The sequence below is a fragment of the Phocaeicola sp. GP0067 genome, assembly GCF_031119655.1.
In the GTDB taxonomy this organism is placed as follows: domain Bacteria; phylum Bacteroidota; class Bacteroidia; order Bacteroidales; family Bacteroidaceae; genus Phocaeicola; species Phocaeicola vulgatus.
Window position 1 is genome coordinate 61,986 of sequence record NZ_JAVHZY010000016.1, and the last position, 13,191, is coordinate 75,176.

At 40.5% G+C, this 13,191-nt stretch carries 7 protein-coding genes and 1 pseudogene; 1 reads left to right on the forward strand and 7 read right to left on the reverse strand.

What is annotated here, in order from left to right; translation table 11 throughout:
- Positions 1-35: 35 nt before the first annotated feature.
- The 5 genes and pseudogenes from RE317_RS13125 to RE317_RS13145 form a co-directional block, all read right to left on the reverse strand.
- Positions 36-3,323, reverse strand: a complete 3,288-nt coding sequence (locus RE317_RS13125) for a glycosyl hydrolase (protein ID WP_008670356.1) — start codon at positions 3,321-3,323, stop codon at positions 36-38.
- Between the two features lie 113 nt (positions 3,324-3,436).
- Entirely contained in the window at positions 3,437-5,290 is a 1,854-nt protein-coding gene (locus tag RE317_RS13130; protein WP_008670345.1) for a silent information regulator protein Sir2, read from the reverse strand.
- Positions 5,291-5,305: 15 nt separating this feature from the next.
- Positions 5,306-6,589 carry a S9 family peptidase gene (locus tag RE317_RS13135; protein WP_005841402.1) on the reverse strand — a complete coding sequence of 428 codons (1,284 nt, stop codon included), beginning with the start codon at positions 6,587-6,589 and terminating at the stop codon, positions 5,306-5,308.
- 42 nt (positions 6,590-6,631) lie between these two features.
- Complete coding sequence (locus tag RE317_RS13140) at positions 6,632-8,413, reverse strand: alpha-L-rhamnosidase C-terminal domain-containing protein (RefSeq protein WP_005853737.1); 1,782 nt, start codon at positions 8,411-8,413, stop codon at positions 6,632-6,634.
- Positions 8,414-8,594: 181 nt separating this feature from the next.
- Positions 8,595-9,581: pseudogene (locus RE317_RS13145) on the reverse strand (RagB/SusD family nutrient uptake outer membrane protein); the annotation flags it as partial.
- Between RE317_RS13145 and RE317_RS13150 the strand changes: the two are divergent.
- Positions 9,580-9,747, forward strand: a complete 168-nt coding sequence (locus RE317_RS13150) for a hypothetical protein (RefSeq protein ID WP_005853741.1) — start codon at positions 9,580-9,582, stop codon at positions 9,745-9,747. The pseudogene RE317_RS13145 and the gene RE317_RS13150 sit on opposite strands and share 2 nt — an antisense overlap.
- 843 nt (positions 9,748-10,590) lie before the next feature.
- Here the strand turns inward: RE317_RS13150 and RE317_RS13155 are convergent.
- Positions 10,591-11,385, reverse strand: a complete 795-nt coding sequence (locus tag RE317_RS13155) for a hypothetical protein (protein WP_005842398.1) — start codon at positions 11,383-11,385, stop codon at positions 10,591-10,593.
- An 83-nt stretch (positions 11,386-11,468) separates the two neighbouring features.
- Positions 11,469-13,166, reverse strand: a complete 1,698-nt coding sequence (locus tag RE317_RS13160; protein ID WP_117873317.1) for a RagB/SusD family nutrient uptake outer membrane protein — start codon at positions 13,164-13,166, stop codon at positions 11,469-11,471.
- Positions 13,167-13,191 lie beyond the last annotated feature (25 nt).

The following is a 13,191-nucleotide window of genomic DNA, read 5'->3' on the forward strand; positions in this document are numbered from 1 at the left end:
GAGTGTATTTTTTATTTATCAGTGTTCTTATTGGGTTATTTGTCTTTATTTGCAGACCGTTCATAAATCTTTTCTCCTTCTTTTATCTCTAGTTCCAAACCTTTAAAATTAACATTGGCCACATTTGAGATGCTTAATCCTTTTTGAGCTTTGATATGGCAATTCTCAAAAAAGAATGTATCATTTCCGAATGGAGTCTCTTTAAAACCATACATGGTTCCTGCTGATTGTGCTTCTCCATTTATATTCTTGAAATGGATATTGCGCAAACAGGTCAGCGGATAATGTGCAGGTGAAAGCGGAGGAACCATACGCCATTCCATATTGATATCAAAGATACTGCGCGCTCCTTTGATGGTAATATCTTCAAAAGTGATATTTTCCACAGTTCCGCCGCGGCTGGGCTGACTTTTAAAACGTAAGGGGCTCCAGTTTTCGTTATCCATCAGGCAGGAACGTATGGTCACATTGCGTATGCCGCCTGATATTTCACTGCCCATAGCCACTCCACCATGACCGTATGCAAAATGACAGTTTTCTATCAGAATGTTTTCACTGGGACGTCCTACTCTGCGTCCGTCCTCGTCTCGTCCGGATTTGATGGAGATGCAATCATCATGTGCCTCAATGCGGGTGGAAGTAATCAGTATATCATTGGACGAATCAATATCTATGCCATCGGAACTGGGTATATATTCCAATGCACGGATATCGATTCCATCTATAGTGAAGCCATTTGTGTAAAGTACATGAAGACACCATGAGGCCTGATTTATCATTTTTAAACCGGAAATCTTACCTCCCGGGCAATCTGTGAAACATAACAGTCTGGGACGTCCGGAGTTTCCGAATGGAATTTTTTTCCATTCTACTCCTTTACCATCGATAACTCCTTCACCATAAACTTTAACTCCGTCTGAATGGTCGAAATTCAAGAAAGCACATCGCCACCTTTTTTCTATACCTTCAAAACGGGTAGGGATGACAGGAAATTCATTGGGGTCGACAGTGCTGATTAGTTTGGCGTTTTTTTCTATACGTAAATCTACACCACGTGGGAAGAATAGAGCGCCGCTTAGATACTCCCCGGCAGGAATAACTATCGTTCCGCCTCCATTGTGAGCTGCTTCATTAATGATACGTTGTAAAGTGGCTGTTTCCGAATAGCCATTCCCTTTTACACCATATTCTTTAATGTTATATTCTCTGTTGCTTTTTCCGATGGATATGAGTTTGCTTTCCCATGCTTCCAGTTTAAAAGTCAGCCGGGTACGGTTATTGACAATTGTTGCATTTATCGGTTGGAGTGTGCCATCTGTTGCATTCCATTCTTTTGCAACTCCTACATTATCAAAGTCTGCTGTAAATTCTGTGGCTTTATTCCCTTCATTGAATATGAAGTAGAGGTCGCCATCGGGCATTACTCTGCGTGTGTAGCGGATAGAATCATTGTCAGGTGAAATGATTTTCATTTCCGGTTCCGGAAGGGAAGAGCTTACACGTGCTGTCCATCTGGTGGATGGCTCAATCCTGCTATTGGTTAAATCTGATAGGGAACCGGGAGCAGTGAAACTTTTGTCAATGAAAGAAGCAGGCTTCCTTCCCCAAAACAGGACCTTTCCTCCACGTGAGGAAAATGTTTCTATCACTTTCCAGGCTGATGCGGAAAGAACATCCGATGATGGGATAACCAATGTTTCATATCTTTGACCGCTTTTATTTTCCAGATAGCCGGGACCTATGGTCAGTGCTTCCGTAAAAGCATCATCGTTTATGTAGTCAAAATCTCGTTGATGAGTTAACAGCTGTTGAGTAAGAGTGACGATATCCTTATAAACTTCATTGTTACCCAGCCACATAGTAGATGTGGGGTAATACATGGCAATCCGTGCTCCCGGCTTCCCCTGACTCATCAGGTAAGTGGTGCGATTCGTATATTCATTCAGGCCTTTCATACCGGGATCACTCATCCAATTGCGATGTTTGGACCCTGCCGGCCAGAACATGAATTCAAAGAAGTTAATCCCACGGGCAATCTGATGATCTACAACAAATTTGGCTTGGGGAATGGTAGGGGAGATGTGGTAAGCTGCAAAACTTTCGCTGAATGCTCTAGGTTTTCCATAAACATGAGCTACAGATGAGGCCAGTTTGGGGAAATCATTAAGGGTACCGGGCCATATTTGGTTCCAGATTGCATCTACTCCGGGTATTTGAACTTTACTTAAATTCCGGAAATAGTCTCCTTCAGCTTTAACACATGCGGGCATTTCATGTTCTTTGTTAAGATGGGTAATGTGGGCTACTCCATTAGCCGCACACCAATCGGCCTGTAATTTGAAAAAATGGGTGGCGAACAAGCTGGACCAGACATCCCAATAATCGGCTTTTACCCTTTGTTCCTGTATGGTGGGCGAAGTGGTAAAAAAGGAGGCCAGATAGGGAGTCGGATCATACCCTTTTGTATCTTTGAATGTTTGGACAATGGAAGGAGTCCAGGGTAAATGTGCATAATCGGGTTCGTCTCCCCGGAAACCAAGTACAGTGGTACCCAGCTCTTTACCAAGGTATTTTTTATACTGTTCATGTGTCCAATCAATGAATTGTTGTACGGCAACAGGATTCAGATAATCACACAGAGAATTAGTGGCATCTTTGCCGCCGTTGGGATTATTAACGGCTCGGGTTACGGCCGTTCGAAAGTCGCTTTTGACCAATAGGATCTTCCAGTCATCCAGTCCGGCGTTGAAACTTATTTCACCATTATTAATTGCTACAGTTCTGTTAGGAGCACCGGATGTACTGACGGCTACCGCACTGATGATTTCTGGTGCTATTTTATGGTTTGTCATTACTTCTCCCCGTTTTACCTGTATGGTATCACCTATCACAAGAGCTTGCATTCTCAAATCGGGACGTTCCTGTGAGAATTTTCCTCCTGCAAATCCGCTGGGATATTTTCCTTCATCAATAATCCAGACTTTCATACCTCGCTTTTTGGCTTCAAGTACTCCGGTACGAATCGCTTTAAACCATTCTTCGGAAAGATATTTGAAAGGTAGTTTGTAACCTGCTTCAAATATTACGGCACGGAATCCTTTCTTCTTGATAGAATCCAAGTCATTGCAAATAGTCTTTTTATCCATTTTCCCTTCCCAACCCCATATTACATGGTTGGCAAATTCCACAGGAGGGTCTGCAAATTGTTGTTCTAGACGGGAAAGGGGTGTTTCATGAATGCCTTGCCAGGATTTTATTTCATTTTTTGCGAATAAGGAGTTGAAATAAAAAAGGGAAGCAATAAATAATAGTATCTTTTGCATGATGTTTATGGTTAGGGTTGAGTTTTATATGCATAAGGGCGCATCAAAGCGCCCCTACAGCAAAAGGATATCCGTTACAGTTTTTAGAGGAATCCTTCATGCTAATCTTAATATTATTCTCCTAAATAATAGGAGGGGACAGGAGCTTGTGGATATCCCATGGAACGATGAGTTACATAACTTCTATATATTCCGTCTTGCATCAATGTGGTACGACGGTCTTTTGCCGGAAGATTGGTTGTGTAGATACGTATTTCACCGGGCAATGCGGTGATTATTTCTTCACGCCAGTCTCCATATAAGTCTGCGATCATTAAGATATCACCTTCAATTCCTTGTGTCAGTGTTTCTCCTTTCCATTTTACAATACTTAGTGAACGACCGTTTGAAGAGGAACTTGCCCCCCATCGGTTATCGTCCCCTTTGAATGTTTCGCGCAATAAGTCACCGTCCCACCAGGCCCAATTACGGCAGGAGGGCACTTCTTCATTTTTACCTAAAGGTTTACCGTCAGCTGAAAGTAGATATTTGTCTGTGCTGCCTCCTTTACGGTCTTCGCTGGCAAAACATTCCAGACCTTTGTGGACCGGATCAAAATCAGCAACCATCCCATCGCCTACATGGAATGTCTTATGACCGATATTCCATACCGGTTGTCCTGTTCTGGCATCCACAACACAAACGCCACGGCCGTTCTCGTGCCAAGGTTCCAGACAAAGGAATACTTCCATACCCGGACGATCCGGGTCGATATCAGTCAGATAGATTTTATCAGGGTGTCCTAGTCCGGTAGACCATAGTAAAGTCCCGTTATCATCAAGCATGCATGAGCCTAACAGAATTTCATCTTTTCCATCTTCATCCACATCACCACATACCATATTATGGGAACCCATGCTTCTTACTACGGGATTTTCTTCATCGCCGTCCCATCGCCATGCACGTTCCAGTTTGTTATCTTTCAGCTGCCATGCATCTACAGTCATCAGTTTGTAAGTGCCACGACATGCCAATATATAAGGGGTTTTGCCGTCCAGATAGGCCATCCCTATTTGGTTACGGTTCTGCCGGACCAGATTTCCATACCTGTCATTCCGTTCAGGCCAGTCCACGCGGGCAATTTCTTTTCCGGTCATTCCATCCCATACACTTAGATACTCCTCACCGGAATCTACCCGTCCTTTTTCATTTCGTTTGGTTGTTTCCGGAGCTGTTTTTAAGGCAATTTCTGCTTTGCCATCTCCATTGAAGTCGTATGCGATGAAAGGGGAGTACCAAACACCGGGCTCGATACCTTGTCCTAAATCTTTAGACCATAAAAAAGTGCCGTCACTTAAATAAGCCTCAATTTGATAAGTTGAACCATCCAAAGTACCGGGCATTCCGGGATCCACATTTTTTTCCGGGGTGCGGATGATATAATCGTAAATGCCATCCCCGTTCAAATCAGCAACGGCTATTTTGCCTGCTTTTATATTACGGTTCAATTTAATGGACTGATAGTTTCTCAATAAAGAACAGTCCACATCCAATTTGGAAGATGTGTCAATTACTTTTTTCTTTTTATCTAATGCACAGATCCAATAGGTTGCTTTTCCAGAAACGGGAGTCTGGTCAACAAAGTCACAGGTGTTTTTAATTGGATTTTTTGATAAACGCTGTGTCTTGCCGTTTGCAGAACGGTAGAGGTGGAAGGAAGTGTCAGTTCCATCTTGTTCCAATAGTCTCCAACTGAGGTAGATACCTTTCCCGTCTGCAGATGGGGTGGCTGTTAACCCTCTGTCTAAGTTTTCTTTTATTCTTTCAGTTGCAAAACCTTTGATTTCCGGTTTGGGCTCATGGCGTGGTTCTAGTATTTCGTAATAATATGTACGTTCACGCAAGTCTTGGGCTGTCATGTTTGTTGATATGCTAAGCAACAGGGGTACTGAGCATAATCCTATAAGTAGGTTCTTGTTTTTCATCATTGATTTATATATTAATTATTTGTTTTTAAAATATTTGTCAGCAAAGCGAAGGAATTGTTCCCAATCGTATGGAAGAACAGCGTGAGGTCCTTTGCGATTGTGGTATGCGATAGGGCCATTCATGTAAGGTGTATCTACGGGAGGCATTTCTTCACAACCTATTCCGCCCAAACCATAGAGGGCATATACAGGTTCAGCTCCTTTACCTCCTAGAAATTCACCTTTTTGGTCGGACCAGTTGTCTTCTTCTGCACTGGCTATATATATAGGTCTTGGAGCAATTAGGGCAACAAGTTCGTGCTGGTCGAAAGGTAAGTATTTTTCCCTGTCATTAAATTGTTTGTAATTACCACAGAACCAATGAGGAAAACGTACATTCATAGCTTCTACAGTCTCACCGAAACAACGACGTGAGATGGCAACTCCACAACATCCCGAATTCCCGGATATGACTAAAGCAAAACGCGGATCGGAGGCTCCGGCCCAGACAGCGGTTTTGCCAAGACGAGAATGACCTATCACGGCAACTTTTTTAGCATCCACTTTTTTGTCTGTTTCCAGATAATCCATGGCACGGCTCATGCCCCATGCCCAAGCTGCAATGGAACCCCATTGATCCGGATCTGGGAAATTCTGCCCTTTCTCGTAATAATAAGGATGCACACCATTTTGGAAGTCATCGTCAAAATCGGGATCCACATCATTATAACAGAAAGTGGCCAGACCATATCCGTGTTCCAAAATTTTATCAAGCTGCCAGGATTTGTCCATTGATCCCCTGAAAGATCTTTTCTTCATTTTTTCATCTGTTATTTCGGGGACAGATAAATCGGGATCATCATATATCGTGTAATTGGGCATGAAGCTGATGCCTAGAAAAACCGGAATTTTTCCTGATACATGATTAGGAAGATACAGTTGCAAGTCGATGTGGGGCCCCTGTGGATCGTCTGTTAATTGGATGGTTATTTCTTTCCGGGTGGCACGTCCGTTCAGAGCTTTTTCATTGATCCGACTGACTGTACAAGGCAGTTTGTGTTTTAATACAGGTGCTTTGCCAAACATATAAGTCGTGAACAGGTTTAAAATTTCGGGGCGGCGTTTTTGCTCCCATTGTTCCTTGGTCTGAACCATTTCTCCGTCGTGGCACATTAATACGGAAGGTAAGGTATATTGCGGAACCTTACTTTCATCATAATTAGCTAATTTGGCATAGTCTTTTCTAGGAGATTTTCCATTTTGGGCGTCAGTATAAGTTATACTCAAGAGGAGCATAATCCATATCATTATGTTTTTCATAAGATCCAGTTTTTATAGAAGTTTGATAACGATTTTTTATAATTAAATTTGTCTTACACCTTTCGGAAGTTTTACTTTGGTTGCGATTTTACCATCGGCTTTCTTCTCGTGGCTGACTTCTATCACGCCCCAAGGGGTGGGATAAGTACCTTTGGCCCATTCTAATTTACCCAAGTGTGGCTCAATACTGATCTGCTTGCGTTCCACGTCCACGATTTTTATACCTAATACATGATCTGACAGCCATGTAGTAGGTCCTGAAGACCACCCATGGCAAAGGCTGTGACGGAATCCGGGATAGCAATAGGCGCCGAAATCGCCATGTATGTCTTTTTTCCCGGCTGGAACAGGTTCGTCTATAGGAGCGGCATTAGGAATCCAGTCCAGATTGAAATCTTCCCAAAACGTGGTTGCTCCCAAATCCAGCATGGCTCCCCAGAAAGTATTAATGATATCTATTGCTTTCTCATACTCACCTGCTTTGGCTAATGCTTCCAGCATATAATACCCGTAAAAAGTGGAAAAGCCTTTTCCACCGCCTACAGAGATAACTTCATCGCAAGCCTGTTGGGGATCCATCAATCCGGTGATGGCCATTAATGAAGCTGCCTGTTTCAGATTGTTGTGAGGTAATATCTTTTTTTTCATCCGGTTGATAATATCCAGACATAATTGAGCATCAGAGGTGTTGCCAAGTTTTAAAGACAATTGATGCGCATCTTGCATAGCCCATACGATCAGTGCGCGATATCCTGCCTCAACTCCGGCTTTATTTCCGCTGGATGGCCAGTCCAAAAAGCGGGCAGGCGCTAACGTTTCATTTCCCGCATCATCCACTTTCCCGTTTATCAGATGGATTAACCCGCTGATATAATCGGAATGTTTCTTTAAAAAATCAATATCGCCGGTCTGGTGATACCATTCATATTGGTTGATCAGATACCATAGGCTGTATGCACTCATGCCATTCATCCAATTGGGTAAAGGAAATTGTTTGCAAGCCAAGTCCAAACTGTTGGGGATCACCTCATTGTATCCGAAAACACGGCTGATGGTCATTAATTCAGGATGCATATCGCCCAGCCAGACTATTCGGTCACGTTTGATGCCATCCCATAAAAACTCCTGCATGTTCAAGTGGACAGTATAGGCTCCGGTAATCCATATTTTGTTTAAACGTTGGTCGTTGCATTCGAAAGATCCCAGATAGGGAATATCACGGTAGCGCAGGATAGCTGAAATTTCTTTTAAAGAGATAGTGGCGTTGTTTTGCAGCAAGTCGAGGCGGACAAAGCGGAAACCGGTATTGCCTATTTCAATCATGCCGTCACGGGGAATTTCCATGATGATATCACGTTTGGCATGATCGTCTGTTGAAAATCCCACTTTCCATTCGGAATTTGAAGTGCTACTGTTAGCTTCTCCAACAGATTCTCCGAAACGTATCCTTACCAAAGAAGGCTCCCTACGGCTGGAACTGCCCATGACGAGTTTTAATCCTCCATGCAGTTCACTGCCGAAATCCAGTAATAAGGATGCCTTTTCTGTTTCAGTAGAGGTCATTATGCAACATCTTTTTCTGTTCATTTCCGATTGGCCGTTTCCACGCTCTAATAAATAGTGTTCGTCTTTTATTAGATTATTCTTACATCCTGCGTATTTGGTAACAATACGTTTGGGGGTGATGTAAGCACGGTTCATGATATCTTTGGTCATTCTTTGTGAGGCATCGCTTTGTAGGGTGGGAGGGATACCTGCATATAGAAGTGCGGGTAGCAGAACGAATGCAATTATGCTTTTTCTGATTGTTGGTAATAGTTCCATAGTATCTTTGATTTTTGATTTATGCAAATATAGACGAAGAAGGTGTCTTACCTATGGAATTTTATTCATTTACATGGAATATTGTTCATCTTCTTTCTGTTCTTTTTCCATATACGGATAATAATCTAGTTATTGATTTTTTGGGGGGGCTGACAGATAGATTCTTTATATGAAAAGAAATAGTTGAAAGATAGTAAGTGTTCTTTTGAAGGAAAGAAGCCTTGAATGCCTCTGTGTTATTGATTTTGGTACCATTGGCATCTTTGCATTTACCTAAAGTGCTTAGTGCGGTTGAATTATCTTCGTCACCACCTGCGCTTTTCAAGAAAGCCATAGAACCATCGGTGTAGTATTCGCGATCTTCACCATTTTTCCATTCGGCACGTGCACGGAACTGGTTGATGGTAGAGATAGCATCCTGGAAGTTACCGGAACGTACTTGCGCTTCCGCTTTTATCAGATAAGTTTCGCCTGTACGGGCCATAATGACATCACGATGTGCGTCCCCTTTTTCTGCTGTACGCGAGCCGTCATCAGTTTTATTGATACCACAGAAGACATTGGACTGTGCTGGATTTCCGCTAACACCATAGGTGTTCAATACATATTGACCACCGGCATATACAGGGAACACATTCGGCACCCATTTATTTGTTTCGGGGTTTACAAAGGAGTGGGCTATACCACCACGACCTACTGTTCCATAATCGGAGTTTGTAGCGTCTTTAAAACGGTTGTCACTTTTTTTATTAAGAATAAAGATGATGCCTTGGTCGCCTAGTGTTGGAACCTGATCGGCTGTAATACCGTTTGTAGCCACTACATCATCTGCTTTCGATGCAATATTATTCAATCCGTAGACAGTTTTGAATGTTTTCCACATACGTGAGTCATTCACATTGTCAAAGATAGCATAAGCGTATTCTGTAGGACGGCAACGTTGGAAGTCCATACCACCAATATATTGGCCACGTTGTGTCCAACCACCGGAGAAGTTGGAGAATTGTGGGTTGAAGTAACTATAAGTACGGTTTCCGAAACGTCCGGTTGCCGAAGAAGTGTGTTGGCATGACATTAATATTTCATTAGACTCCTCGGCTTTGCAGTCTATACCGGTCCATTTGGCGTAAAGGTTATTATAATCACTTTCTAACGGACATTTTGAGATGAAAGGCCTTACGGAAAGTACGCTGGATGGATATTTCAAGAAAACGGTAGAACTGCTCAAACTTCTGTATGAAGAACTCAAACAGGAAGTCTTTTCTTGTGACTATAACAGGCAGACGAAAGCACTGTTCCAGTCATTAATAGGGAAAAGCATTGGGGACCGATAAGGAATACTTGTCGATAGTAAGGTCAGTCATGGAGAAACTGGTAATCTTCCATTACGACAAGGGATCGCAGAGCGGAACGGTTATCGAATCCCTGACAGACCAATATCACTTTAAGGGATAGTTTCAATGCGAAGGTTTTGCAGACTATGAGGTAGCCTTCAAGACTACCCCCGATGTGTAGTTGCTCAATTGCTTGGTGCATATCTACCATCATTTTGAACAGGCTTTGGATGCTTACCCTATACCGATGGGACAATATAATGAAATGTTTGGAAGACGGACATCTGCTTGGAAATAATATTTTGGTAGAAAATGTTATCAGATCGATAACTATGGAATAGAAAAAATTATCTCTTTAATGGAAACCATGAAGCAACAGTTAATATATCGGTTGTATGTTCTCTGCTGGCTATCTGTAAGGTACAGTATACGATGTAACGCCAAGGAAGTATCTGAATGATGTTGTCATCCGAATGTCCTATCACAAAACAGGTAACTTATGAAGAATTGTTGAATATACTTCCGTACAATTGGAAATTGCAATACCTGGAATGTGTATTGACAAAACAAAATAGGGAAGCTGACAATTAGTGCTGATTTCAACATATAGGTTCATAGTGACAGTTTCTATTGTTATATATAAAGGTTTAAGACCTGTTGTTTATCGAATGCTTACTGACTTAAAAAATACTGATATATGGATTTCTCAAATAGCTTTCAATTGAAAAATCCATATATCAGTATTTCATTTCTCAAGTTTTGTATAATATTTTTCTTGACTAACTAATCCCCTACCGTTTTCATCGGTAAAACTTCCGCAAATTCAATGAAGAATCCAATGTTTTAGGGAAGCATAAAATCTTTCAAAGCCATTTTACAATGTATTTGTTCTTGTCCGGAAACGGTTTCTGAATTCAAATATACATCGATAAGATCGTCATCATTCATACCTTTATCTTGAAATTTATAATAAATTTCTCCAGGCATTTCAAGACTTATAAACGAAGAAATTGAGTTATTACTACTTTGTATACTATTATTAAAATACAAATTTAAATTTAACTTATTATTAGAAGTATCTATATCCTTTTCGCCATCATAGTATAATAAAAAGAAAACCGGCTTATATAAATCATACTCAAAAGTTGGAACAATATTCATATAACCATTTTTTATATAGAATGCTCCGGCCGTTTTATCTAATGAATAAATACTCTTATTTTTTAGTTGGATAGAGTCTTGACCGAATATTTGATACTCTTCACTTAAAGTGTCAACATGAACTGTAAAAGTAGGAATCTGTTGGTTCATTCCATTCGTACTGTTTAATATAACATCATAAGTTTTTCCGTCCTCCAATTGAGTTGTATTTTCATTTTCATCCAATAAGTTAAAACTAACTATGGCACGTTGCACTTCTTTTAACCAAGGTATACGATTAAGACTTTCTTCTGTTGGAACTAAAATTGCACCAAAATCCGTGTATAACTTGTAGCCACGAATATTGTCTCCACCAACCGTAACATATACACCATTAAATTTAGACCATTGCGCATCATCGTCATTACTGAGACAAGAGCAAAATAGCCCGATACAAACTACAAAGAAAAAGAGGATATAAAATCTAGATTGTTTCATGACATTTCTATAAATTATAATTTAAAGGTAAAAGAGGATGCTTTATACATATTGATGCATCCTCTTATTGTACGTTTATTCTATTACCATCCTGCGTTTTGAGACAAATTAGGGTTTTTCATACGTTCCGATTGTGGAATTGGGAAAAGATACATTTTATCATCCCAAACACGATTGACAACATTTCGTTTATAAGTGATAGTACCATTCTCATTTTTTGTAAGTTTCATTTCTATGATGCTCTTTAATTTATCACCATCTTTCCATCTTCTCAGATCATAAAAACGATGTCCCTCAAAAGCCAATTCTACCATGCGCTCATTCTGATATTTATTCCAAAAGGCATCTGCCGACAAACCTGTTGGAAATTCCGGCATTTTAACATCAGTACGATTACGTATGATATTTACCGCTTCACAAGCTGTCATTCCGAATTCACCAGCATTATCAGCAGAACCCGTATATTGGAATATGGCTTCTGCATAGTTTAAGTAAAATTCTCCTAAACGATAAGTGATCCATGAATGGCGGCTGGTTTTTGTTGTACTATTAGCACTCAGATCAATGGCTGAATCCAAATATTTTTTCAAATAATATCCGGTAGGGGTTGCACCTGAAAGAGGTTCAGCATTTAAACCTCCATAAAAAGTTTCAATAGGATTGGCATTCTTTGACGGCCATTTTGTATCTCCATTCTTTACAATAGTCATATCGAAACGTGGATCACGTCCGGCATATGGATTAGAAGCGTCATAACCACTTCCTGTTTCATTCCACATTTTTCCAGTAGCTTTCATTTCATAGGCGTCAACCATATTTTGTGTTGGGCAATTACCGGAGTTTCCACCTGGCACTCCCATCGGAAAATTATATTCTTCCAATGTGCTGATGTTACCATTATATCGACGAACAAAAATCATTTCATTATTTGACCAGTTGTTAGGTCCCCACAATTCTGAATATTTACTTAATTTAAAACCATTAGCTGTACAAGTTTCAATTACCTCTTTATTAGCTTCAGCCGCTCTACGCCACAAATCTTTGTTATTTTCCGGATTAAATAATGGACTGGCAGCATATAAAGCAGCACGTGCTTTTAATGCCAAAGCTGCATAACAAGTAACACGACCGTTCTCTGCTGGGGCAATTCCGTCCAATCCAAGTTTTGTATAGTCTGCAGGTAATTCTGTAGATAATTTGTCACATTCTGCTATAATGGCGTTAAAAATTTCCTGTGCAGGGGTGCGTGTCAGACTGTTTACTTGATCTGTAGTTACCATTTCTGTAAAATATGGAACATCTCCATAAGCACGTACTAAATTAAAATAAAAATATGCACGCAAAAAACGAGCTTCCTTGAAACTGTTGGTATAACGGAACATTTGTACACGATAGTCATCATTCAATTTTAGCTCATCAAATGTCAATCCTTGAAATTCAGCCAGATACTGATTACATATCTGAATTGCTTTATAGCTACTAGACCAGATGTTAGACATTGGATTAGCCGGGCTCCAAGATCCGTTTACAAAATCACATATATCATTGTTTGTATAAGCATATTCAGCTTCATCACAAGCAGATGCCAGCATTCCACCTTTATATGTTTGGCCAAAGTCATAGTCTAATATGGAATAAACATTGGTAATCATACCAATTACATTTTCATAACTTTCATCTATATAGTCTTTTCCGTAATTGGCATATTCGTGATAATCCAGATTACATGCAGCCAAAGTTACCATACATGCTATTCCGCTCACTATTTTTTTGATTTTCATAATCATGTTTTTAATTTAAGTTCAA